This is a genomic window from Actinoplanes regularis, assembly GCF_900188005.1.
Classification (GTDB): domain Bacteria; phylum Actinomycetota; class Actinomycetes; order Mycobacteriales; family Micromonosporaceae; genus Actinoplanes; species Actinoplanes regularis.
In genome coordinates, this window is record NZ_FZNR01000010.1 from 20,807 (window position 1) to 44,913 (window position 24,107).

21 protein-coding genes are annotated in these 24,107 nt (G+C 71.0%); 11 read left to right on the forward strand and 10 right to left on the reverse strand.

What is annotated here, in order from left to right; genetic code table 11:
• Window positions 1–293: 293 nt before the first annotated feature.
• On the reverse strand, window positions 294–1,799 hold the full coding sequence (locus CHC09_RS24790) for a M1 family metallopeptidase (RefSeq protein WP_089295594.1): 1,506 nt from the start codon (window positions 1,797–1,799) through the stop codon (window positions 294–296).
• Between the two features lie 1,188 nt (window positions 1,800–2,987).
• Entirely contained in the window at window positions 2,988–3,938 is a 951-nt protein-coding gene (locus tag CHC09_RS24800; protein WP_089295595.1) for a DUF2332 domain-containing protein, read from the reverse strand.
• Between the two features lie 206 nt (window positions 3,939–4,144).
• Here CHC09_RS24800 and CHC09_RS24805 point away from each other — a divergent pair, with 206 nt between their 5' ends.
• Window positions 4,145–4,819 carry a class I SAM-dependent methyltransferase gene (locus tag CHC09_RS24805; RefSeq protein ID WP_239138514.1) on the forward strand — a complete coding sequence of 225 codons (675 nt, stop codon included), beginning with the start codon at window positions 4,145–4,147 and terminating at the stop codon, window positions 4,817–4,819.
• Window positions 4,820–5,394: 575 nt separating this feature from the next.
• On the opposite strand, the gene CHC09_RS24810 is transcribed toward CHC09_RS24805, so the two are convergent.
• The gene (locus CHC09_RS24810) at window positions 5,395–6,015 is read right to left on the reverse strand and encodes a hypothetical protein (protein ID WP_143232523.1); all 621 of its coding nucleotides are present in this window, start codon (window positions 6,013–6,015) and stop codon (window positions 5,395–5,397) included.
• 436 nt (window positions 6,016–6,451) lie between these two features.
• Window positions 6,452–7,309 (reverse strand): LysR substrate-binding domain-containing protein, encoded by an 858-nt coding sequence (locus CHC09_RS24815; protein WP_089295597.1) that lies wholly within the window; start codon window positions 7,307–7,309, stop codon window positions 6,452–6,454.
• 71 nt (window positions 7,310–7,380) lie between these two features.
• Between CHC09_RS24815 and CHC09_RS24820 the strand changes: the two genes are divergently transcribed.
• On the forward strand, window positions 7,381–8,304 hold the full coding sequence (locus CHC09_RS24820; protein ID WP_089295833.1) for a dihydrodipicolinate synthase family protein: 924 nt from the start codon (window positions 7,381–7,383) through the stop codon (window positions 8,302–8,304).
• Window positions 8,305–8,366: 62 nt separating this feature from the next.
• Window positions 8,367–9,185, forward strand: a complete 819-nt coding sequence (locus CHC09_RS24825; RefSeq protein WP_089295598.1) for an SDR family oxidoreductase — start codon at window positions 8,367–8,369, stop codon at window positions 9,183–9,185.
• Between the two features lie 83 nt (window positions 9,186–9,268).
• Here the strand turns inward: CHC09_RS24825 and CHC09_RS24830 are convergent, their stop codons facing one another.
• Window positions 9,269–9,676 (reverse strand): hypothetical protein, encoded by a 408-nt coding sequence (locus tag CHC09_RS24830; RefSeq protein ID WP_089295599.1) that lies wholly within the window; start codon window positions 9,674–9,676, stop codon window positions 9,269–9,271.
• 208 nt (window positions 9,677–9,884) lie between these two features.
• On the opposite strand from CHC09_RS24830, the gene CHC09_RS24835 reads away from it, so the two are divergent.
• Entirely contained in the window at window positions 9,885–10,241 is a 357-nt protein-coding gene (locus CHC09_RS24835) for a DUF6204 family protein (RefSeq protein WP_089295600.1), read from the forward strand.
• A 163-nt stretch (window positions 10,242–10,404) separates the two neighbouring features.
• Here CHC09_RS24835 and CHC09_RS24840 read toward each other — a convergent pair whose 3' ends face one another.
• The 3 genes from CHC09_RS24840 to CHC09_RS24850 form a co-directional block, all read right to left on the reverse strand.
• On the reverse strand, window positions 10,405–10,788 hold the full coding sequence (locus CHC09_RS24840) for a VOC family protein (protein ID WP_089295601.1): 384 nt from the start codon (window positions 10,786–10,788) through the stop codon (window positions 10,405–10,407).
• A 93-nt stretch (window positions 10,789–10,881) separates the two neighbouring features.
• Window positions 10,882–12,561 (reverse strand): ATP-binding cassette domain-containing protein, encoded by a 1,680-nt coding sequence (locus CHC09_RS24845; protein ID WP_089295602.1) that lies wholly within the window; start codon window positions 12,559–12,561, stop codon window positions 10,882–10,884.
• A 347-nt stretch (window positions 12,562–12,908) separates the two neighbouring features.
• Window positions 12,909–13,427 (reverse strand): 2'-5' RNA ligase family protein, encoded by a 519-nt coding sequence (locus CHC09_RS24850; RefSeq protein ID WP_089295603.1) that lies wholly within the window; start codon window positions 13,425–13,427, stop codon window positions 12,909–12,911.
• 114 nt (window positions 13,428–13,541) lie between these two features.
• Here CHC09_RS24850 and CHC09_RS24855 point away from each other — a divergent pair, with 114 nt between their 5' ends.
• From CHC09_RS24855 to CHC09_RS24875, 5 genes are all read left to right on the forward strand, one after another.
• On the forward strand, window positions 13,542–14,480 hold the full coding sequence (locus tag CHC09_RS24855) for an ABC transporter ATP-binding protein (RefSeq protein WP_089295604.1): 939 nt from the start codon (window positions 13,542–13,544) through the stop codon (window positions 14,478–14,480).
• On the forward strand, window positions 14,477–15,265 hold the full coding sequence (locus CHC09_RS24860) for an ABC transporter permease (RefSeq protein WP_089295605.1): 789 nt from the start codon (window positions 14,477–14,479) through the stop codon (window positions 15,263–15,265). Before CHC09_RS24855 ends, CHC09_RS24860 begins: the two co-directional genes overlap by 4 nt.
• 21 nt (window positions 15,266–15,286) lie before the next feature.
• Entirely contained in the window at window positions 15,287–16,402 is a 1,116-nt protein-coding gene (locus tag CHC09_RS24865) for a sensor histidine kinase (RefSeq protein ID WP_089295606.1), read from the forward strand.
• Window positions 16,399–17,010: a response regulator transcription factor gene (locus CHC09_RS24870; RefSeq protein ID WP_089295607.1), complete on the forward strand. Its 612-nt coding sequence runs from the start codon at window positions 16,399–16,401 to the stop codon at window positions 17,008–17,010. Before CHC09_RS24865 ends, CHC09_RS24870 begins: the two co-directional genes overlap by 4 nt.
• Window positions 17,011–17,221: 211 nt before the next feature.
• On the forward strand, window positions 17,222–18,088 hold the full coding sequence (locus CHC09_RS24875; protein ID WP_089295608.1) for a sigma-70 family RNA polymerase sigma factor: 867 nt from the start codon (window positions 17,222–17,224) through the stop codon (window positions 18,086–18,088).
• An 82-nt stretch (window positions 18,089–18,170) separates the two neighbouring features.
• On the opposite strand, the gene CHC09_RS24880 is transcribed toward CHC09_RS24875, so the two are convergent.
• Together CHC09_RS24880 and CHC09_RS24885 are read right to left on the reverse strand one after the other, a co-directional pair.
• Window positions 18,171–18,785, reverse strand: a complete 615-nt coding sequence (locus CHC09_RS24880; RefSeq protein WP_089295609.1) for a dihydrofolate reductase family protein — start codon at window positions 18,783–18,785, stop codon at window positions 18,171–18,173.
• Window positions 18,786–18,871: 86 nt separating this feature from the next.
• Window positions 18,872–20,047, reverse strand: a complete 1,176-nt coding sequence (locus CHC09_RS24885) for an aminotransferase-like domain-containing protein (protein WP_089295610.1) — start codon at window positions 20,045–20,047, stop codon at window positions 18,872–18,874.
• A gap of 207 nt (window positions 20,048–20,254) precedes the next feature.
• Here CHC09_RS24885 and CHC09_RS24890 point away from each other — a divergent pair, with 207 nt between their 5' ends.
• Both CHC09_RS24890 and CHC09_RS24895 read left to right on the forward strand, forming a co-directional pair.
• Window positions 20,255–22,348 (forward strand): HEAT repeat domain-containing protein, encoded by a 2,094-nt coding sequence (locus CHC09_RS24890; protein ID WP_089295611.1) that lies wholly within the window; start codon window positions 20,255–20,257, stop codon window positions 22,346–22,348.
• 156 nt (window positions 22,349–22,504) lie between these two features.
• Complete coding sequence (locus tag CHC09_RS24895; RefSeq protein WP_089295612.1) at window positions 22,505–24,103, forward strand: ABC-F family ATP-binding cassette domain-containing protein; 1,599 nt, start codon at window positions 22,505–22,507, stop codon at window positions 24,101–24,103.
• The last annotated feature ends 4 nt before the right edge of the window (window positions 24,104–24,107 follow it).

Genomic DNA, 24,107 nt, shown 5'->3' on the forward strand with positions numbered 1-24,107 from the left:
CAAAACCTTTCCTCGGTACGACCTACGTGTCCCGTCCGCAGGCCTTTCGGCCGAGCCCCGTGGAGCTCCCGCGCGAGGTCCGCGCGGCCGGCGGCGGGCGGCGCGGCCCGAGCTTTGCGGAGGTTGGCGTGACCACGGGCGGGCGGCGCGGGCCGCGCTTCGCGGTGCTCGGCCGAAAGGCCTCCGGACGGGACACGTAGGTCGTACCGGCGAAGATGTTTGTGGATGGACGATGCCGCACCGCGCCGCGGCGCCCGGGGGAGCGGACGCCGCGGCGCGGTGGTCGGCATCGGTCAGCGTCCGTTGAGCAGCTCGTGGGTCTCGCTGATCTTGGCCAGTGACTTCGGCGCCGCCGGGACGTTCAGGGTGCGCGCCAGCGACGAGGCCAGGACCGGCTTCGACGGGCTGTAGAGCCACGCCTGGAACAGCGCGTCCAGATCTTTGCCGGAGACCTGCTCGGCCAGGGCGGTGAACTGCGCGGTGGTGGCGTTGCCGTACTTGTGCTGGGCCACCCAGGTCCGGATGATCGCGAAGAACGCGTCGTCGCCGACCGCGAGGCGCAGCTGGTGCAGGGTCATCGCGCCGCGGTCGTAGACGGCGTCACCGAACAGCTCCGCCACGCCCGGGTCGGCCGGCGCGGTCGTCCAGACCGCCGCGTCGTCCGGGTACGTCGCGTACAGGTAGTCGAAGATCTCCTGGGCGGTGCCCTCGTCGTTCTTCTCCGACCACAGCCACTCGGCGTAGCTGGCGAAGCCCTCGTTGAGCCAGATGTTCTGCCAGCTCTCGACCGAGACGGAGTCGCCGAACCACTGGTGGGCGTTCTCGTGCGCGATCACATACGGGTTCGAGCCGCGCCGGAAGAACCCCGACGAGTAGTTCGGGCGGGTCTGGTTCTCCAGGGCGAAGCCGAGCGTGCCGGGCGGGGTGACGACGCCGCCGCGGGCCTCGAACGGGAACGGCCCGAAGACCGTCGACTCCCAGTCGGTGATCTCCGCGGTGCGCTCGACGCTGGCCTGCGCGGCGTCCCGGAAGTCCTGGGGCAGCAGCTGCGAGTACGCGTTGTAGACGGTCGAGCCGTCCGCGGTGGTGTCGGTGGTGATGTCGTACTGGCCGACGGTGAGGAAGGTCAGGTACGTGGCCTGCGGCTTCAGCGACCGCCAGCTCCACCGGGTGTAGCCGAGCGTCTCGCGGACCGGCGGACGCGGCTGCACACCGTTGCTGATCGCCTCGACACCGTCCGGCACGGACACCGACACGTCGAAGGTGGCCTTGTCCGACGGGTGGTCGTTGCTCGGGTACCACCACCAGGCGATCTCCGGCTCGCCGACCGCCGCGGCCCCGTCCGGGGTGCGGATCCAGGCGGTGTAGCCGGCGGCGACCTTGCTGGACGGCACGCCGGAGTACTGCACCACGATGGTCAGCGCGCCGCCCTTGGCGACGGTCCGGGCCGGGGTGACGACCAGTTCGTGGTCGCCCTCGCGGGCGAAGGTGGCCGGCCGGTTGTTGACCTGGATCGACGACACGTCCAGGACGAAGTCCAGGTTGAGCCGGCTCAGGTCCGTGGTGGCGGTGGCCAGGATGGTGGTCGTGCCGGTCAGCTTGTCGGTGCTCGGCGTGTAACGCAGGCGGATGTCGTAATGCGAGACGTCGTATCCGCTGTTGCCGTAGTCCGGGTAGTACGAGTCGCCGATTCCCGGTGCTCCGGGAGCGGGGGCGGCCTGCCGGTGTGCCTGGGCGGCCGCGCCCGTTCCGGCGAGCGTCAACGCTGTGGCGAGGGTGGCCACGAGCAGTCGTCGCACGGTCGAACTCCTTCCGATTTGGTTAGAGCAGTCCGCTGCAACCTATCGAAGAAGTTAGAGACGTGTATGCCTAGATCCGTTTACGTGAGTGAATGGTGAGCCCCGGGCCGGGGGAGAGCGACCCGCCCCGCCGCTCACCTCGGGGTGCTCTCGCGCGCCGCTCGTGCTGCGGCTCACGCACCCTCCTTTTCTTCCGCAAGATGATCTGAACGGTTCCCGGTATCACGGTGTCGGCCCATTTGACCGGCTGCGCGCGTTGTGCGGCCATATTTTGCCGACCAGGCCGTTGGCCGCACATTCCCGGCGCCCTCTCATCGAGGTACGCAAGTCCGCAAACAGGTCTCGATCGTATTCGGATACCAGTTTGCGGCAGAGGTGCGTTTCTGCGAACTCCCTGGTCGTAGGCGGTTCTGGCATGGATTCAACGCCTCGTGAAAGCGCACGATCCAGCCCTGATCCTTCGGCGGCACCGTGCTGACCGAAGGTACTACATCCAGGGAAATATCGCTTTGCCGCTGCGGTGCCGTGATGTGCTTGTCCGCGAAATAGCCACTCCGGAAAGGATTTACAAATGGGAAGCCTGAGACGCTTTCTGATGATCGGGATCGGCCTGACGGCAGGCGCGATGATCGGAATTACGCCCGCGGCCGCGACGCCGTCAACCGGTCAGAGCCTCGCGGGTGCCGAGAACCTCCACACTGGTGGCACAGCACTCGACAAGCCGGCGAAGCCGGGCGCCAAGAGCTCGACGACTGTTGCCAAGGGCCTGAACGATGTCACCGGCCCGAAGGTTGCTACGTGGCCGCCTCCGGGTCCACGCCCATGGCCGCGCCCGCACTATCCGCGTCCGTGGCCGTATCCGGGCCCGCACTACCCGGGACCGCACTACCCGGGACCGCATCCATGGCCGCCGCCAGGCCCGTACTACCCGGGACCGCACTATCCAGGCCCGCATCCATGGCCGCCGCCGGGTCCGCACTTCCCAGCTCCGCCGCCGGGTCCGCACTACCCGGGACCGCACTTCCCCGGACCGCCGCCGGGACCGCCTCCAGGTCCGCACCCGTGGCCGAACACTGGTACGTAGCCTGGTGACACGATCAGCCGGTTGCTGAGGAGCGCTTCATCGAGAATCGCAGGCCGCGACCCACCGGGGTCCGGCCTGCGATTCCATTCGTGACCACGGGCCCGTCAGGTCCCGGCGAGCCGTGGTCCGAACCAGGTCAGCGTCTCGCCGTGTCCCCGCACCCAGGCGAGGGGTTCACCGTCCAAGGTGAGCACGTTGTACAGCGCCGGAGACGGCGGGCTGGGCAATGGATACCGGGCGTCGACGAGGCTCGGGCTCTCGACCGCGACCCAGTGACCGGGCAGCCCGCGGAGGGTGTCGAGGAACGCCTGCGGATCGGGCAGCTGATAGGCCATCGACGTGTGGTAGACGACCAGGGTCGCGTCCGCCGGGGCCTTCGCGGCCAGGGCCGGCAGGTCGGTGACCGCGTCACCGCGCATCAGCAACGGTGGGTCCTCCCGGGCCGCCGCCACCGCCGCGCGCAGCCGCTCGCGGCGGTGGTGGTGCTCCGGCCAGATCAGGGCGTCCAGCCAGGCGACATCGTCAGGATCGGCCACGTCGAGCGGGTTGAGGTCGAGCCCGGCCCGCCAGACGACCCGCGGCAGACGCTCCGGCGGGGTGAAGCCGGTGGCGGCGCAGTCGAGCAGCGGGGCGCCGGCGCCGACCGTGTGCGAGCCGTAGCGGTAGGCGTACCGGTCCGGGAACAGGCAGAGGCCGGCGGACGCGCCGACGTCGAGCAGCGCCAGCGGCTGCGGCAGGCTCGCCAGCACCGGCAGCAGGGCGGCACACCGGCCGACCTCGTTCGTCTGGGTGGCCCGGACCAGCAGCTGCGCGACGATGTCGTCCCACCGCTCGATCACGAAGTCACGGAAGCCGGCGGGATCGGTGACCGGTCCGCCGAGCAGGCGCACGACGGCGAAGAGCAGGTTCGGCTGACGCTTGGGCGCGGGCAGGCCGGAGAGCCGCTCGAGCAGATCGCAATCGGACGCGACATGCTGGGCGAGCCGCTCGTACGCGGGCGAGACACCGCGGGCTTCACGCGCCGCGAATTGCTGGTATACCTCGGCGGCGGTCACCCGTCACATCATGCCGTTCCCGTCCGTCCACAAAGTCGCTTGACCGTGGTGAGCCGCCTCACCAAGATCAGGCCATGCGTACCTTCGAGGATCTTGTCGCCGAGGGGAGGACCGCGCCGGTCGAGGGGTGGGATTTCTCCTGGTTCGCGGGACGGGCGACCGAGCAGCGGCCGAGTTGGGGTTACGCCGGGCTGGTGGGTGCGCGGATGGCCGACGCTCGGCGGGTCCTCGACCTGCAGACCGGCGGCGGAGAGGTCCTGGCCACCGCCGGTGCCGCTGCTGCTGCCGCCGGCGCTGGTGCTGCTTCGCCGGTGGACAAGCTCGTGGCGACCGAGGGGTGGCCGCCGAACGCCGCCCTCGCGCGGGAACGGCTCGCGCCGCTCGGCGGAGTCGTGGTGGAGGCGGCCGAGGACGATCCGCTGCCGTTCGAGGCCGGGTCGTTCGATCTGGTGGTGAGCCGCCATCCGGTGGTGACCGACTATGCGGAGGTCTCCCGGGTCCTCGCGGCCGGCGCCACCTACCTCTCCCAGCAGGTCGGGGCGAACTCGGTGCGTGAGCTGTACGAATTCATGATGGGCCCGCAGCCCGCCGGTTCCGTCCGCGAGCCCGCCAGCCACCGTGCGGCCGCGACCGCCGCCGGCCTGGAGGTCGTTCGACCTGCGCGACGAGTGGCTGCGCATGGAGTTCTTCGACGTCGCCGCGGTCATCGTCTTCCTCCGCAAAGTCATCTGGACGGTTCCCGGCTTCACGGTGTCCGCCTATGCGGATCGCCTGCGCGCGCTGCACGAGAAGATCTCGTCGGACGGCCCGTTCGTCGCGCATTCACGACGCTTTCTGATCGAGGCTCACAAGCCTGCCTGACCGTTCACGAGGTGCTGTAGGTCCTCGATCGAATTCGGCTTTCGGGTGCACCGGTGGTGCAACTGTGATCGGCTTGTCAGCGATCGAGTCAATCTTGAGAGGACTTACGAATGGACGCGCTGAGATGCCTTTTGACGGTCGGAGTCGGTCTGACAGCAGGCGCCATGATCGGAATTGCGCCTGCTGTCGCAGCACCCCTGACAACGCCACCGTCGGACGGATCGACCCTGACGACCCCGGGCCTCGGCCCGCCGGATACATCAACCCTGACGACGCCGGGATCAGGCCCGAACAAGCCGCCGGACCCGGGAACCCTGACAACGCCGGGCCTGGGCCCGAAAACACCGCCGGACGCACACGACTGATCAGCAGCCGGGTGGCTCCGAAGCCCACCACGCACAAAGAGTCGCAGGTCGCAGCCGGTATAGGTTGCGACCTGCGACTCTCGATCGAGAGATCGTCGCCCGGTTTCGCCTCGATCCAGGCTGGGCCCAGGGCACTTCACGAAGCTGCATCACCGCAGGCCTGAGCCGTTGCTGTCGGCCGCACTCCGGCGACGGGCCGGATTGCCGGAACTACCCGAACTGCGGGTCGGTCACCGAAAACCTCCGGGCGGCGGCTCGAACCCTGGCGGTTCCGAGTTGTCGGACTGGGGTGGATTCTCGAACTGGCCTGAATTTGGCTTATCCCAGTCCGGGGTATATTTCCGGTTCGGAAATTCGTACTTCCACCAGTCCGGTTCGGTTGAGCTCGGTGGTTTTTCGCCGGTCGGTTTCTGAGACGGCTTATCCCAGTCCGGGGTGTACTTCCGGTTCGGGAACTCGTACTTCCACCAGTCCGGTTCGGTTGAGCTTGGTGGTTCTGTGTCGGGTGGTTTCTGGGATGGTTTATCCCAGTCCGGGGTGTACTTCCGGTTCGGGAACTCGTACTTCCACCAGTCCGGTTCGGTCGAACCCGGTGGCTCTTCGTCAGGCGGTACCTGCAGTGCCTCCTGATCCGGGATCGATTTCGCCCCGTACGCGGCGAACGACTTGCCGGCGGCCTGGTTCGCGAAGATCGGCTTGTTGCCGCCGGGCGCCTTGGCGCCACTACCGATGCTCCCGATACCTGCTGGAACGTGATCGGTGGGCGGTGTCGCGGCTGCGGGTGCCACTCCGATGAACGCGCCCGTTGCCAGACCAATTCCATTCATCAGCAAGCGCCTTAGCTTGTCCATTTGTAAGTCCTTTCTGAAAAGGTTCTACATGGATAAGCCGATCACGTCGCCTCGTACGTCAAACGACGCTTTTTCGAATATCGTCCGTTCAGGCATAATGGCATCGTCCGAAAGTACGATAAGGCCAAGATCGAGACGCCCGGCCGAGGCGTCCCAGACAGGCATAATCCCTGTTGAACAGGCTACTTACCGTGGCGCTCGCCAAGGCTGGCCACAACTCAAGCGGCCGGCCAATTCGGTCCGGAAAGGGCATATGCCCAGAGGCTGGAAAAGGGGCATGGAGCCTTACGGTCGGACCGTTTTGGGCCACATGATCGGTCCGACCGTAAGGCTCCATTTGATCACCCGGCAGCCAGGCTGGAGGCGGCAGAAAACCGCGGCTGGTCAGGCCCGAGCAATTGGGCGTTTCCCAATTTGAGATGGCTCTGATCCCGGCTCAACTCAGGGCCGCGACGAGGGCGGCGACAGCCGGGTGGCCGGCTGCCCCTTTCCGGTACGCGATCCGCGTACGCCGCCGCAGCCCGAGCGGGAGCAGACGGACCCCTTCCACCGGTGACGCCGCGAGCTCCGGCACCAGTGACACCCCCTGGCCGGCCCCGACCAGGGCGAGGACGGTCACGAAGTCATCGGCCCGATGACGCACCCGGGGCCGGTATCCCTCCGCCGCGCACACCCGCAGCGTGACGTCATGGCAGAGCGTCCCCTCACTCGCCATGATCCACGGCTGGTCGCGAGCCTCGGCCAGCGTGCCGCACCGGACCGCGACCGGCACCGCCAGGAACACCGTCTCCTCCAGCAACGGCACCGAGTCCAGGTCCGGATCCACGTCCCCCGGCGCCACGTCGTAGTCGTTGAGCAGCCCCACATCCAGGCGCCGCTCGCGCAGCGCCGCCGGCACCTGCGCCGGATCCAACTCGGTCACCATCAGCTCCAGGGCGGGATGGTCACAGCCGAGCGTGACCAGCGCCGCCGGCAGCAACGTCCGCACCGCGGTGGGGAACGCCCCGATCCGCAGCGGTCCCGCCGGCCCGCTCCGCACGGCGGCCAGGGCCGCGTCGGTCTCCTCCAGCGCGGAGAGAACGGTGGCCGCGTGCCGCGCCAGCACCTGTCCGGCCGCCGTGAACGCGACTCGGCGGCCGCTGCGTTCGAGCAGGGCGACCCCGGCCTCCCGTTCCAGGGTGGCCAGCTGCTGTGACACCGCGCTGGGCGTATACGACCGGGCCTGCGCCACCGCGGCGATCGTCCCCAGACGTTCCAGATCACAGAGCAGCCGAAGCTTCCGCACGTCGAGCATCAGCTCAGCTTACGAACAGCACCAGAAACGTGAACTGGACCTGATGCTCCAGGCGGACAACGCTGGTGACCATGGAGCTGACCGGCGTATTCGTCCCAATGATCACCCCGTTCGACGAGTCCGGGGCGGTCGCGTACCCCGCACTGGAAAGCCTCGCCCACCAGATTCTCGAAGCGGGCGCCACCGGCCTCGTCGCCCTGGGCACCACCGGCGAGCCGTCCGCGCTGACCCCCGGCGAACAGCACGACATCCTGACCGTCCTGTCAAAGGTCTGCGCCCACCACCACGCCCCGCTGCTCGCCGGCGCCCACCCCGACGCTGGCCTCCACGCCCCACTCCTCGCCGGCGCCCGCCCCGGCGCTGGCCTCCACGCCCCGCTGCCCGCCGGCGCCCGCCCCGGCGCGGAGTTCCCGCAGGTCACCGCCATGCTGAGCCTGGTCCCGCCGTTCGTACGCCCCGGTGCGGCCGGCGTCCTCGCGCACTTCACCGCCCTCGCTGCCATCAGCCCGGTCCCGTTGGTGATCTACCACGTACCCCCACGCACCGGCCAGCCCCTCGACGCGGCGACCCTGCGCGCCATCGGCACGCTCGACCGCGTGATCGGCATCAAATACGCGACCGGCACGCTGGACGCCGACGTGATCGCCCTGCTGGCCGACCCGCCCCCGAACTTCGCGGTGCTCAGCGGCGACGACATCTACCTGTCCCCGCTGCTCGCCCTGGGCGCCACCGGCGGAATCCTCGCCTCCGCGCACGTCGCCACGGACCGTTTCGTCGCGCTGGCCACGGCCTGGCGCACCGGCGACGTATCCACCGCCCGCAAGCTGGGCCATGAGCTGACGCCGCTGTCAACGGCCCTGTTCGCCGAGCCCAACCCCACGGTGATCAAGGCAGTCCTGCACGCACAGGGCCGCATTCCCACCCCCGCGGTACGGCTGCCGCTGCTGCCCGCTTCGCCAACCGCCCTGCAAAACGCCCTCCGATACGCCGGTTGAGCCGCCCGGCGTGGCCTTCGCGATGCACAACGCTTTGCCGTGCGCCGGATAGGCTGCGCGGTGTGACGGGACGCGTGTTGATCACCGGTGGTAGCGGATCTCTCGGCCGGCGGGTTTTCGCCCGTGCCGCGGTGGCCGGCTGGGAGCCGGTCGGCACCTACCTGGCGGCCCCGGCGCCGACCGCCGAGGTGCGCCTGGACATCCGCGACCCCGATGACCTCCGCCGTGTCCTGGCCGACGTCCGGCCGGATGCGATCGTGCACACGGCCTCCGGCCGGGACCGCAACGACTGGCCGTCCACCGCGGACGGCGCCGCGCACGTGGCGATGGCCGCCCGCGGGATCCGCCTGGTGCACGTCTCCAGCGACGCGATCTTCTCCGGTCGCGACGTCCACTACGACGAGTCCGCCCTGCCCGACCCGGTCTACCGGTACGGCGCCGCGAAGGCCGCCGCGGAGACCGCGGTCCGGGCGATCGACCCGTCGGCGGCCGTCGTACGCACGTCGCTGATCCTGGGCGACGGCAACGGCGCCCACGAACTACTCACTCGCGAGCTGATCGCCGGCCGCGTCGAGGGCGCCCTGTTCACCGACGAGATCCGCAAACCGGTCCACGTCGACGACCTGGCCGACGCCCTGCTCGAACTCGCGTCCGGCGACTTCGCCGGCGTCCTGAACGTGGCCGGAGCCGACGCGGTGAGCCGTTACGACCTGGGCGTTCTGGTCGCTCACCGCGACGGCCTCGACCCGGCCGCGATCCCGTCGGCCTCGCTGGCCGCGCTGGGCCTGCAGCGCCCCGGCGACGTCCGCCTGGTCCTGGACCGCGCCAAGCAGGTGCTGCGGACCCGGCTGCGCGGCGCCAACGAGTTCCTCGCCCGCTGACCCGCTGTGCCCGGCGGGACGGGGATCGTGCGGATCCCGGCGGTCTTCTCCGCGTATTCGGCGAAGCCGGCCCGGCTCCGGGATCAGATCAGGTTGCCGGTGTTGATCTTTACGCTGCCCTGGCTGCCGATGAACGGGTTGTTCACGGCCCACAGCAGGCCGTCCTGGTACTCCGGCACGTCGAAGTCGCACATCACCCAGCCGGAGGCCGCGCCTTTGTCGTTGATGCAGCGCCGTGCCCAGTGCGGTCCCTGGATCACGCCGGCGGCGTTCTCGCCGTTCGCCTTGGTGTCCTTGACCCAGACCCGATCACCGTATGCGGCAAAGCACGCCTTCGCGCCGGTCACCGAGACACACCACACGTCGTAACCGTTCGCCGCCGGCGGCGCGCTGCTGGCCGATGCCGCCGAGGCGGTGCCGGCCAGCACGAGGGCCGCGGTCACCGGCACCGTGATCAGCGCCCGGGCCCGCGTCGTCCTGCTCAGTTTCATCCGCGTCAACTCCCCACAATTCGCCATGATCGCCATTTCAGTGAGCGACGGTAACGCCCGGGAGCAACCGCACCAATCCAGCAAATTCGGCCCGCCGACGAGCGCAGCGGCCGGTGCGGGTAATCCGGAACCGTCTCGGCTCACAGGCTCGGTGGCCGGCGCGGGTAAACCGGTGTCGCGGCCGTGGGCTCGCGCTGATACTGACCCGATGAGCGACAGCCGCACGATTCGCGTGACCGTACGCGGATCCTTCGACAACCTGACCGACGAGCAGAAGGCCGAACTGAAGGCCGACGGGGGTGACGACCTGCTCACCGTCGAGTACACCGAGCAGGGGCACGTCACCTACGACATCGCGGCCCGGCCGTTCTTCACGTTCCGCTTCGCCGAGCAGGTCACCGACGAGAAGGAGATCCCGCGGGTCACCGCCCGGGCCGAGGCGAAGACGATCGCGTGGTTGGACCAGCGCGGCTACGGCTACAAGAAGATCACCTCCCAGACCGTCGACATGTCCGAGGTGCCCCTGGGCAAGCGCGGCAAGCGCGAGGCCGCCAAGCCCTCCTGACCGAGGCTGCGACCCGCCTCGGCGTAGCCCGCCACTTCACGCGCCCAGGCTCGCCGGGGGACGAGGCGACTGGCCCTCGCGGGAACACCGGACCCAGGCGCACCGGACCCGGGGCACCGGACCCGGCCGCGGGACGGCACGATCGTGCCGTCCCACGGCGCGTTCAGGTCGCGCTGCGCTCACCGGCACTGCGCTCCACACAGAACTCGTTGCCCTCCGGGTCGCGCATGGTGACCCAGCCGGTCCCGTCGGGGTTGCGGTGGTCCTCGTAAATGGTCGCGCCCAGCGACAGCATCGCGTCGACGAATTCGTCGCGGGTGCCGGTGGGTGGCTGGATGTCCAGGTGCAGCCGGTTCTTCACGGTCTTGTCCTCCGGCACCGGAACGAACAGCAGCCCGGGCGACTGCTCGAACGGCGACCTCAGCAGCGCCCCCTCGGCATCCGAGTCGTCGTCCACCGGATAGCCGGTGACCTGCGCCCAGAACTGTGCGATCTTGAGCGGGTCGTGGGCGTCGACGGTGATGTGCCGGATCGGGTTGCTGTTCATGCCGCCCATCATGCCCGTCCCCGCACGTGCCCATGTCCCGCCTGTGGACAACCGCCACCCGGAGCTTCCGCCTGTGGACAGTGGCGGCACCCTCTACCCGCCGTCGATCTCCAGGCGCGGCCAGTCGGCGAAATCCCGCAACAGTTGGCGGTCGTGCGTGGCGACCACCACGGCGGCACTCGTACGACGAATAGCGTCGGTCACCTCGTCGACCAGGGCCGCCGACAGGTGGTTGGTCGGCTCGTCGAGCAGGATCAGGCTGGGCCATCCGGCCAGCGCCAACGCCAGATCGAGGCGCCGCCGCTGCCCTTGCGACAACCGCCCGGCCGGCGTACGCATCGCCTCGGAGTCCAGCAGCCCGAACGCCCCGAGCGGGAGGACGTCGGCCTCCCGGGCCACCAGCCGTCCGACGTGGCGGGTGTACACCTCGCCCGCGGTGAGGGCTTCGAGGCCGACGTCGCCCCGGCGTTCGGCGTCCCCTGTGCCGAAGCCACGGTCCTCCTGAGTGATCAGGGCGATCCGTGCGGGCGCCGCCGTCCAGAGGTGTCCATGCGTGGGCTGCAATGCTCCGGCCAGGACCGCGAGCAGTGTGGACTTCCCGGCGCCGTTGGCCCCGGTGACGAGCAGCCGGTCGCCGCCGTCGAGGGCGAGGTCGACGGGACCGCCCAGGCGTCCGTCGACGGTGACACCATGCGCCCGTACCTGTGGCGCACCCGGCCGGATGTCCAGCTCGGGCCAGCGCAGCGACGGCGGCGGCTTCGGCACGTCGATCCGATGTGCCCGCAGGGCGTCCTGCCGGCTGTTCAGGGCCCGCACGACGCCCGGCGCGCGGGACTGGCGCTGATGCCTGCCGGTTCCCTTGTCCGGCCGCCAGCCGGTGGAGAGCCGGTCACGGGCCCTCGATACCGCCTCCCGCAGCCGCTGCTGCTCGAGCTGCTGCTCCTCGTACTCCTGCCGCCAGTGCTCACCTTCGCGCCGCCGGGCCTCCTGCCAGGCGTCATAGCCGCCGACGTACAGGCGTGCCCCGCCGTCGCGGGTCGGGTCGAGGTCGAGGAACCGGTCGGCGACGTCGCGCAGCAGCGCCCGGTCGTGACTGACGACGGCCAGACCGCCGTCGTGCTCGCGCAGCCGGTGGGTCAGGAAGTCCAGCCCGCCGGCGTCGAGGTGGTTGGTCGGTTCGTCGAGCAGCAGCAGGTCGTGGCGCGCGCCGAGCAGGCACGCCAGCCGGGCCCGGTAACGCTGCCCGGTCGACAGCGTCGACAGCGTGCGGTCGCGGTCGGTGCAGGCGCCGAGGGCTTCGAGGGCGACCTCGATCCGGCGTTCGGCGTCCCACGCGTCGAGTCGGGTGGCGGTCTCGAGTGCGGTGGCATACCGGTCGCCGGCCTCGGGATCGCCGGCGGCCAGCGCGCCCGTCGCCTCTTGCAGCGCGGCGAGGGCCGCGAGCGAGTCGGCCAGCGCCTCGGCCGTCAGGGTGCCGACGGTCGCACCCTGGCGCACCGCCAGTTCCTGGCGGGCCAGGCCGATCGTGCCGGCCCGGTGCACGGTGCCCGCGTCGGGCGGGATCAGGCCCGCGAGAACGTGCAGCAGCGTGGTCTTGCCCCGGCCGTTCTCGCCGACGACGGCGATTCGGGAGCGGGCGGAGACGGTGACCGAGACGTCGTTCAGGACACGCCGGGACCCGCGGACGACGACGACGTTCTCGGCGCGCAGGTGTGCGCTGTCGCCCGCTTCGACGGGCGCGGACAGGGTTTCGGGGTTCGGGACGGGATTCAACGAAGCTCCACGGCTCGCGGCGGAGCCGGGCAGCGACAAGCGGCCGCCCGGCGGGGACCGGGACGGCGAGCGCGGATTCAGCAGACAGGTCGCGCCGCCGTCAGCGGGCGGTGCGAACCTTCTGCGACCAGATACCTCGTGCCATGGCGGCGATGCTAACAGCGGCGGCATCCCCTGCTCATCCGAGTTTCGTGAGGTCCGGCCGTTCTGTGATCACCCCCGCGCCGCCCTGACGATGCGCGCCCACTCGACAGGGCACGGCAGCGCCCGGTGCGGCGGCGACGTCGCGCGGGATCCGCACGGGGCCCCACAGGTCGTACCGGAGGAATGGGGTTTTGGAAGGGTTGTCAGCCGAGCGGGAAGTCGGTCAGGGTCTGCCAGGAGTCGCCCGGCTCGGGGCGGCCGGTGATCAGCCGCAGGGCGGTGACCCGGGCCCGGATCGGCAGTTTCGGCGCCACTTCGGCGGCCGCTTCGGGCAGGTCCGGCCCGTCCTGCCCGACGGTCAGGTGGGGGACGACCTCCGGGTACCGGCCGCCGTACGGCTGGGCGGTGGGGAAGCGGACCGCGAGCCGGTTGGTCAGCTCCCGGAACGGCTCGGCCGGGTTGGGCGAGAGCCACAGCACCCGCTTGTCGAACCAGCTCACCCTGTCCAGGCTCAGGTAGAAGCGCGGCACCCCGGCGGCGATCAGGCGGACCGCGGCGAGCACCCGGGGGCTCAGCTGCTTCGGCGGCAGGAACGGGAAGGTGACCGTGATGTGGGCCGGCACACCCCACGAAGCGGAACGGTCGAGGCGGGCTCGCAGGTCGGCGACGGCCGGTTCGGCCTCCGGAATCGGAACGATCAGGGCGCTCTGCGTCGGTTCCATCCGGGAAGTGTCGACGATGGGCGCTGACGGGCCAAGCACATACTGACGGATGTCATGAGCGAGCCGTGACGCATGACGGGGGTCCCGGCCGCGTCCGCACAACAGGATGTCCTCATGACGCTCACCGCTTCAACCGATCTCGCGGCCGCCGCTACGGGGCAGCCGGCCGTGAACCTGGACGGCGTGGTCAAACGATTCGGCACGGTCACCGCCGTGGACGGGATCGACCTGCGCATCCGCCCCGGGGAGGTGGTCGCCCTGCTGGGGCCGAACGGCGCCGGCAAGACGACCACGGTCGACATGTTGCTCGGGCTGTCGCAGCCCACCGAGGGCACGGTCCGGGTCTATGGCCGGGCCCCGCAGGAGGCGGTCGCGCTGGGGCTGGTCTCCGCGGTGATGCAGAGCGGTGGCCTGCTCAAGGATTACACCGTCGAGGAGACCGTACGGCTGACCGCCGTGCTGTTCGGCCGCCCCCGCTCGGCGGTCGCGGTCGCGCTCAAGCGGGCCGGGATCGCCGACCTCGGCGACCGGCTGGTCGGCAAGTGCTCCGGCGGCCAGCAGCAGCGGCTGCGTTTCGCGATGGCCCTGCTGCCCGATCCGGAGCTGCTGATCCTGGACGAGCCGACGACCGGCATGGACGTCGGTGGCCGCCGTGAGTTCTGGGACGCGATCCGCGAGGACGCCCAGGGCGGCCGGACGGTCATCTTCGCCACCCACTACCTGGAGGAGGCCGACGCGTACGCCGATCGGGTGGTGCTGGTGCGCCGCGGCCGGATCGTCGCCGACGGCACCGCCTCCGAGATCAAGGCTCTCGCGGCCGGCCGCACCGTCCGCGCCACCCTGCCCGGCGCCCAGCCGGCCGACCTCTCCCGGCTGCCCGGCGTCGAATCCTGCGAGGTCCGCGGCGACAGCGTCTACCTGCACGGGCGCGACACCGACGCGATCGCCCGGCACCTGCTGACCCAGACCGACGCACGGGACCTGGAGATCACCTCCCGGAACCTGGAGGACGCGTTCCTCACCCTCACCGCCGACGAGGAGACCGCGGCATGACCGCCACCACCGCCACCCCGCAGACCCGCGCCCTGCCCGCCCTCGGCGGCTTCAGCCTCGGCATGATCGCCCTGGAGCTGCGCCGGCTGGTCCGCAACAAGCGCACCGTCGTGTTCAGCGTCATCATGCCGCCGGCGTTCTTCATCCTGTTCGGGACCAGCGCGGACTACAAGCACGAGCGGGTCGGCGACGGCAACGTCACCGGCTACGTGCTGATCAGCATGGCCGTCTACGGCGCGATGCTGGCGACCACCTCCGGCGGCGCGATGGTCTCTATCGAACGGGCCGCCGGCTGGAGCCGGCAGCTGCGCCTCACCCCGCTCAAACCCGCCGCGTACGTCGCGGTCAAGCTCACCATCGCGATGATCATCGGTTTGGTGTCGGTGGTCGTGGTGAACGTGACCGGCGTGTTCTTCGGCGCCGACCTGCCGGTCGGGGAGTGGATCGCCTGCGCCCTGCTGGCCTGGGTGTGCGCCCTGGTGTTCGCCGCGTTCGGCCTGTTCATGGGCTACCTGCTGCCCAGTGAGAACGTGATGCAGATCCTCGGCCCGGCGCTGGCGCTGCTGTCGTTCGCCGGTGGCCTGTTCGTCCCGCTCGACACGCTCGGCGACACGTTCGCCACGGTCGCCAAGTTCACCCCGGTGTACGGCGTCGGTGAGCTGGCCCGCTACCCGGTCACCCAGTCCGGTCACCTGTGGCAGGCGATCGTGAACGTGGCCGTCTGGACCCTGGTCTTCTCCGTCGGCGCGATGTGGCGGTTCCGCCGCGACACCGCTCGGGTCTGACCCACCGGTACCTTTCCTGTCATGGCGTCCGCGACACCCGAGGCACCCGGCCGAGGCTTCCGTTTCGGCTGGGTGTTCGCCGCGATCTGGTTGTTCTACCTGGGGGAGAACCTCAACGCCCTGCTCGACCATCCCGCCGGGGTGTGGCGTGATGTCGGCCTGGCCGCCCTGGCCCTGTTCGCCGGCGTCTACATGGCGATCATCGGCATGGTCCGGCGCATGCGCGGGGACGTGCTGTACCCGCGCCCGCTGCCGGTCTGGATCGGCCTGGCGGTCATGCTGGCCCTGGCACTGCTGCAGCTGCCGGCGGCCGGGCAGTCGACCCTGACCTGCGCGGTGTATCTCAGCGCGACCGCGGTGATGGGCCTGCCGCTGCGGCAGGGACTCGCCGTGGCGCTGGCGGTGGCCTTCGTGGTGGAGGTCTCCATCCGGTTCGCGCCCGGCTGGCATGCCGTCAGCCAGGGGTACGCCCTCGCGGTCGTGCTGGCCGCCGCCGCCACCTGGGGCATGCGCCTGGCCTTCGAACGCCAGGCCCGGCTGATCCAGGCGCAGCAGGAGCTCGCCGACCTGGCGGTCGCCGACGAACGGTCCCGGATCGCCGGTGACCTGCACGACATCCTGGGCCACTCGCTGACCGTCGTCGCGGTCAAGGCCGAGCTCGCCCAGCGGCTGCTGGACGTGGATCTCGAACGGGCCCGCGCCGAGCTGCAGGGTCTGGAGGCGCTGGCCCGCGACGCGCTGGCGGACGTGCGGGCGACCGCCCTGGGCATGCGCGGCATCTCGCTGCCCGGTGAGATCGCCGCCGCCAAGGCCGCCCTGGCCGCGGCCGACGTCAAGGCCGAACTGCCTGGCGCGGCCGATGACGTGCCGACCCGCAACCGGGAGCTGTTCGCCTGGACGATCCGGGAGGCGGTCACCAACATCGTGCGGCACAGCCGGGCGTGCAACGCCGAGGTCCGGCTGAGCCCGGACAGCGTCGAGATCGTCGACGACGGCCCGGGCCCGGGCACGGTGACGGGCAACGGGCAGGGCCTCGCCGGGCTGCGCCGGCGGGCCGAGGAGATGGGCGCGCAGTTGACCGCCGGCCGACGCGGGGACCGGCCGGGATTCCGAGTACGAGTGGAGGTCCCCTCTTGATCAAATTGCTGCTCGCCGACGACCAGGCCCTGGTACGTGGCGCGATGGCCGCCCTGCTCGACCTGGAACCCGACATCAAGGTCGTCGCCGAGGTCGGCCGCGGCGACGAGGTGCTCGAAGCGGCCCGCGCGCACGAGGTCGACGTGGCCCTGCTCGACGTGCAGATGCCCGGGCTGGACGGGATCGCCGCGGCGCGGCTGCTCAACGAGGCCCTGCCCGCCTGCAAGGTGCTGATGGTGACCACCTTCGGCCGGGCCGGCTACCTGCGCCAGGCGATGGCCGCCGGGGCCGGGGGCTTCGTCGTCAAGGACACTCCGGCCCGGCAACTGGCCGACGCGGTCCGCCGCGTCCATCAGGGCCTGCGGGTGGTGGATCCGGCCCTGGCCGCGCAGAGCCTGGCGCACGGCGACTCGCCGCTGACCGAACGGGAGACGGACGTGCTGCGCGCCGCCAGCGATGGCGGCACGGTCGCTGATATCGCCCGTGAACTGCGTCTTTCCGACGGTACGGTACGCAATCACCTGTCCTCGGCGATCGGTAAGACCGGTGCCCGCACCCGCGCCGAGGCGGTCCGTCTCGCCGTCGACAACGGGTGGCTGATCGACTGACCCGGCCGTACGCCGCTCCCGCCCTCGGTCGCGCCGGGTCCGGTGGTGCCATCGAGGCCGCTGATACACCCGCGGCGATGCCGACGGGGCCGCTGCGCCGTAGTTGAGAAGAAATTCGCGGTGCAACCGACCGGCAACTAAGAGTGGCCATTCGCTGCACCCGTAGCCGCGAAAAGTTCCCCCAGCAACCGACATTCCGGGGGGAACCGAAATGACCGCGACCGCGAACAAGTCCGCCGTCTGCTCCGTCACCCGCGAGCAGGAGCAGCTGATCCGCGACAACATGGCCCTGGTGGGCCACATGGTCCGCGAGATGCTGTTCAAGGTGCCGCCGCACGTGCACCGCGACGACCTGGCCTCGGCCGGTTACGCCGCGCTGGTCACCGCCGCGAAGGCGTACGACGACAGCCGCGGCATCCCGTTCGGCCGGTTCGCCGCCGTCCGTGTCCGCGGCGCCCTGCTCGACGAGCTGCGCAGCATGGACTGGGCCAGCCGCTCGGTCCGCGCCCGCGCTCGCCGCGCTGACGTGGCCCGGGAGGAGCTGACCCGCCAGCTGGGCCGCACCCCGACCACCGAGGAACTGGCCGAGCTGCTGGGCGTCGCGGTCGGCGAGCTCAGCAACGTCGACGACGACGTGCAGCGCGCCGCCGTCCTGTCGCTGCAGGGCTTCGCCACCGGCTCCGCTGATGACATGGTCACCGAGTCGGCGATGAACCCGGAGGAGACCCTGCTGCACCGCGAGCGCCTCGGCTACCTGCACGACGCCGTCGTCGTGCTGCCCGAGCGCCTGCGGTTCGTCGTCGAGTCCTCCTTCCTTCAGGAGCGCCCGCTCAGTGAGGTCGCCGCCGAACTCGGCGTCACCGAGTCACGCGTCTCGCAGTTGCGCACCGAGGCCCTGGCCCTGCTGCGCGACGGCCTGAGCATCCACATGGAGCAGGTCAGCGGCCCGGCCGTCAAGGACAGCTGCGTCACCCGCAAGCGTGCCGCCTACGCGGCGCAGATCGCCGCCCGCAGCACGATGGCCACCCGCCTGAGCATCACCGACGCTCAGGGCGAACGCCTCGCCACCGCCGCCTGATGCGGCCGTCGCCCGGCGGGGTCGTGGTCCGCGTCAGCCCCACGACCTCGCCGATCCGGGCGACCTCACGCGTGAAAGCCGGTCAGCTGCCGGTGGGAACCTGCCCCTTGACCTCGTCATACCCCACCTTGCCCGGCGCTTCGGCGGGCGCGTAGATCACCCGGATGACCCCGGTCGGGAACACCTCGGCCGTCACCACCGTCAGGTGATACGGGCTGTCCCCGTCGTCGAACAGCCGCCGCCCCTTACGCGCGGCCACCGGGTGCACCAGCAGCCGCAACTCGTCGACCAGCCCCGCCGCAAGCAGCTGCTGCACCACCGAGATCGACCCCGGGATCAACAACCCCTTGATCGCCGGATCCGCCTTGAGCGCCGTGACACCAGCGACGAGATCGCCTGCCAGCAGCTCGCTGTTACGCCAGCTGAACTGCGCGGGCCGCCGTGACACCACCACCTTGCGCATGTCCCCGAGCTGTTTGGCGAACGGCGCGTCCTGCTCGCCGGCGGCCTCCCGCTGCGGCCACGCCCCGGCGAAGCTGTCATACGTCTCCCGGCCGATCAGCAGCACGTCCGCGCTGTCGTAATCCTCGCTGACCGCGCGCCCCATGTGATCGTCGAAGTACGGAAAATGCCAGTCCGGATCGATCTCGGCAACCCCGTCGGCCGAGATGAACAGAGTCGAGACGAGCTTCGCCATCGCGGGTGTTCCCTTCACATCAGGGGTTCAGACCGTTGAAGCATCCCAAACTCGACGGTCGCGCGCCCGGTACCCGCGACCGGTTCTCACGCCGCGACCCCGGCCGAAAGTACCGCCTCGCCGAGCCGCCGCATGCCCTCGCTGATCCGCTCCGGGCTGGTCGAGCTGAACGACAGCCGCAGCGTCGCCGGCTCGGCCCGGCCGGCGAAGAACGGCGCCCCCGGCACGAACGCCACGTCATGGCGCAACGCCACCGGCAGCACCCGCGCCGTGTCGACCCCGCCGGGCAGCGTGACCCACACGAACATCCCGCCGTCCGGATCACTCCACACCGCCCCGTCCGGCAGAACCCGCGGCAGCAGCCCCAGCATGGTGTCGCGGCGCTCCCGGTAGGCCGCGCACAGCCCCCGCACGTGAGCGTCCAGATCGGCCACGGACAGATATTCGGCGGCGGCCGCCTGATCGATCGTCGAGGTGTGCAGATCGGCCGCCTGCTTCGCCACGACGAGCGCCGAGCGCAGCTCCCGCGGCGTACGCACCCACCCGAGCCGCAGCCCGGGCGCACCGATCTTCGACAGGCTGCCCAGGTAGATCACCCGCTCGCTGAGCGACGCGACCGGCTCCAGGGCCGCACCGCGATAGCGCAGCTCACCGTACGGATCATCCTCGACGATCCAGACACCGTACCGTTCGGCCAGCTCGGCGACCCGCTCCCGCCGCGCCCGGCCCAGCGTGCGCCCGGTCGGGTTGGCGAACGTCGGAACCAGGTACAGCAGCTCCGGGCGTTCCCGCTCGAACACCTCGGCCAGCGCCGCCGGATCCACCCCCTGCTCGTCCGAGGGCACCGGCACGATCCGCGCGCCCGCCATGCTGAAGCACTGCAGCGCGGCCAGATACGTCGGCTCCTCGACCACCACCGTCGCGCCCGGATCCAGCAGTGCCGCCGCCACCAGGGTCAACCCCTGCTGCGACCCGGTCGTCACCAGCAGGTCCTCAGCCCGTGTCGGCAGGCCCCGCCGCGTCGTACGGGCCGCGATGTGACCACGTAACCGCAGGTCACCCTCGGTCGGGGCGTACTGCAGGTGCCGGCGGGCGCCCGCACCGGACAGCACCGTGTCGAAGGCGGCCCGCCAGCCCTCGACATCGAACAGCTCCGGCGCCGGCAACCCACCGGCGAAGGAGATCACTTCGGGTCGCTCGATCAGGGCGAGCAGATCCCGCACGGGCGAACTGGCCACGTTGGCAAGACGCTGACTAGGCATGACACACAGTCCAATTCCAGGTGAGGTGCGAAGCAAGCCCACGTACTACGGACGGTCGTGCCATCAACGCGCGCGGCGGGAGAAAAAGGGCGGCCTGGTCAAGGCCACAGCAGCAGCCTAACGCCGGCTAACTCCGGCAACCGCACCGGATTGGTTCGGCGAATTGGTCCGCCCGGCGGCCGTGCCGGCACCGCATACGGTGATCCGGTGCTGAACGGAATCGACGACATCGACTGGTCCGCGCTGGACGGCGCCTACGGCCCGTGCACCGAGACGCCCGCGATCCTGCGGGACATCGCCTCGCCGTTTCCCGAGACCGCCGGCGAGGGACGTTACGAGCTCCTCTCCAGCATCTGGCACCAGTGCTCGGTGTATCCGGCCACCGTCGCGGTCGTCCCGTTCCTGATCGAACTCGCCACCACACCCGGCGTCCACCGTCGCGACCACCTGCTGCACATTCTCGGCGGCCTGTGCGACCCGGAACAGGTCAACGGGCCGGCGCGGCACGCGGTCCGGGCCGCCGTCGCCGTGCACAGCGGGCCGCTGCAAGCGGCGCTCGCCGATCCGGATCCGCAGATCCGGCGGTACGCCGCCTACGCGGCCGCGTGGAGCGGCCCGCACTTCACCGACGCGTTGCACCACCTCTGGACCACCGAGACCCATCCCGGGGTACGGGCGAACGTCCTCCCCGGCCTCGCCATGCTCGACCCGGTCGCCGCCGAGCCGTTGCTGGACGCCGCCTTCCGCGACCCCGCCCCGCAGATCCGGGCCGCGGCCGCGCTGGCCGTCGTGCTCGCCGGCCGTCCGCTGCCGGCCGCCGCCCGGGCATCGGTCGCCGACGCGTTCGCCCGCCTCGATCCCGACGACAACCCGTGGTCCGGCGAAGGCCCCGGCTGGGACCGGATCTTCACCGCCGCCGGTGCCGACGAGGCCGTCGACCTGGCCACGACGATGGCCCGCGCCGAGTCCGCGGACGCCCGGACGAGCCTCGCCTACGGCCTCGTCGTCCGTTTCAGGAGCTCGCGGTCCGCCACGACCGGCCTGCTCCCGGCGCTACGGACCCTGCTCGCCGACGCGGATCCGCAGGTGCGCACGGCCGCCACCCAGGCCGCCCTGGCCGCCGGTGAGGCCGCCGCACCCGTGGCCGACCTGCTGCTGAGCGCCGCCGGCCACAGCGACCACGGCGCACTGGAGATCCTGATCCGTCTCGGTCATCCCGGCTACGCGAAGCCGCTGCTCGCCGACGAGGCCCTCGGCCTGCTCAGCGGTCTCCGGCCGCCGTTCGACCCGGACGTGCTCGCCGCCGTCCGCCGCCGGCTGGCCGCCCTGCCCGTGGCGCCGGCGCGGGTGTCACACGCCACGCGACCCCGCGACGACCGCGACGACCTGCTCGCCGTCCTGAGCGCCTGGGGCCCGGCCGCCGCCGACGCCGTCCCCGAGATCATCGCCGTCCTGCCGGACAACTCGGCGATGGCCGCCCGCGCCCTCACCCGCATCCTGGCGCCCGATCCCGCCACGGCCGCTCCGGCCGTCGCGGCCCTGACCGAGCTGGCCTCTCGCGGCGACATCCGGGCCGGTCACGCCGTGCTGACGCTGACCGGCGACCCGGGGCCGCTCATCGCCGCCGCCGCGATCCGCCTCGAACCGGGAAGGCGCGACACCCCCAGCGCCCACGAGCTGGACCTGGTCGCCGACGCCGCAACGGCGGCCGCCGTCCTGCTGCCGGCGCTCCGGCGTCGGCTCACCGGCGACGCGCCGGAGCGAGACCACGACGAGCGCCACAGCAGGGTGGCGGCGGCCCGGGTGGCCTGGCGCGCGACCGGCGACGCGCAACAGGTCCTGCCCACCCTGCGGGCGGTGCTGCGGGCCGGGTTCGCTCCGGCCGGCCCGGCGGCGGCGCTGCTGGCCGAGCTCGGCGCCTGCGGCGACCTGCAGCCCGAGCTGCGCAGACTTCTCACATCCGAGTGGTACGCCCGAAACGGCGCCGCCGTGGCCCTGCACGGCCTGGGCGTCCCCGCCGACGAGCTGGCCGGCCCCCTGATCTCTGCCGTCGCCGACGGCCACGCAAGTCCACGGCAGCAGCCCTTCGACCCCCGCAACCCCGTCGACCCGCTGGACACCCTCGTCACGATCGGCGCGGCCGGCGCAGCCCCGGCGCTGCTGCGACTGGCAACCCGCGACGAGCGCATCCGCGTCGCCCACTTCGACGAGAACTGCTGGTCGGACGACCTGCTGCGGCACCGCCTGCACGCCGTCGCGGCGGCCCTGACCGCGCGCGACCCGCGCCGAACCCGCCGGTGACGCGTTGCCCACACCAATTTCGGTTGCGGCCCGCCCGCGCCCCGAGGCAGAGTTGTCCGCGCAGCCGAGAGCCAAGGGAGCACGAGCGACTCATGTGAGAGCAACCAACACCCCGTACGCCCCAATCGGTGTTGATCTTTGCTCTCGGAGGCCGCCATGCCCGCACACCTCAAAGCCAGCAATCTCGCCCGCGCCCACGACGGCGACCTGCTCTTCTCCGGTTTCGACCTCGTCCTGCAGGACGGTGACCGCATCGGCGTCGTCGGCCCGAACGGCGCCGGCAAGACCACCCTGCTGCGCGTGCTGGCCGGCGACCTGCCACCCACCCACGGCAGCGTCACCCGGCCACCCGGCGCCCGCATCGCCTACGTGACCCAGCAGGTCCCGAACCCCACCGGAACCGTCGCCGCCTACCTCACCGAGGGCCTCGGCGAACTCGCACACGTCATCACCGCCATGCGCGCCCTGGAAGCCCGCCTGACCGACGGCGACGACGTCCTCGACGCCTACGCCCACGCGCAGGAACGCTGGACCGCCCTGCAAGGCTGGACCGCCGAGACCCGGCTCACCGAGATCCGCCAGCGCCTCGACATCGACCACCTCGACGACGACCTGCCGCTGTCCGCGATCTCCGGCGGGGAACAGGCCCGCCTGATGCTCGCCCGCGCCCTGCTGAGCACCCCCGACCTGCTCCTGCTCGACGAACCCACCAACCACCTGGACGCCGAGGGCGCCACCTGGCTGCGCGACTGGCTCCAGCAGTACCCCGGCGGTGTCCTGACCGTCAGCCACGACCGCGCGTTCCTGGACGCCACCGTCACCCGGATCATCGAGCTCGACGGCATCGACCAGCAACCCCAGGACTATCCCGGCGGCGGCTACACCGCCTACCGCGAGGAGAAGCAACGCCGCTGGCAACGCCTGCTGCTCGACTACGAGGCCCAGGAGAAGGACCGCGCCCGCTGGGAAGCCGACATCGAACGCACCAAGAGCTACGCCCGCGGCGTCGAGAACACCGTCCGCTCCGGCGCCGAAGCCCCGCACCTGCGACGAGTGGCGCGCCTGGTCGCCCGCAAGGCCAAGGTCCGGGAAAACCGGCTACGCCGGCAGATGGCCTCCGTACGATGGATCGCCGAACCCCGCAAACGCCCACCGCTGACCCTCGCCTTCCCCGACGACGACGGCGACCCCGGCGAGATCGTCCTGAAGATCCGTGACCTCACCGTCGGCTACGACGAGCGCACCCTGCTCGACCACGTCGACCTGGACGTCACCCGCGCCGACCGCATCCTGATCACCGGCCGCAACGGCTCCGGCAAGACCACCCTGCTGCGCGCGATCGCGGCCGCGCACCCACACGTCGCCGTGCTCCCACAGACCGCCGACGAGCTGCGCACCACCACCACGGTGATGGACTACTTCCGCTCCCAGGTCCCGGTCTACGCCGACGACGCCGAACACCTGCTCGCCGGCCACCAGTTCGAGCCCGAGCAATGGAGCGCGCGCCTGCGCGACCTGTCGGCGGGGGAGTTGCGCCGCCTGCTGCTCGCCGTCCTGGTCAACAGTCCGTCGCGGGTGCTGCTGCTCGACGAGCCGACCAACTTCCTCGACCTCGACGCCCTCGACGTCATCGAGGAGGCCCTGCGCCGCTACCGCGGCACCCTGCTGATCGTCAGCCACGACCGGTACTTCGCCGACGCGGTCGGCCACACCCGCCACTGGCATGTCGCGGACGGCACCGTGATCGAGAACTGACACG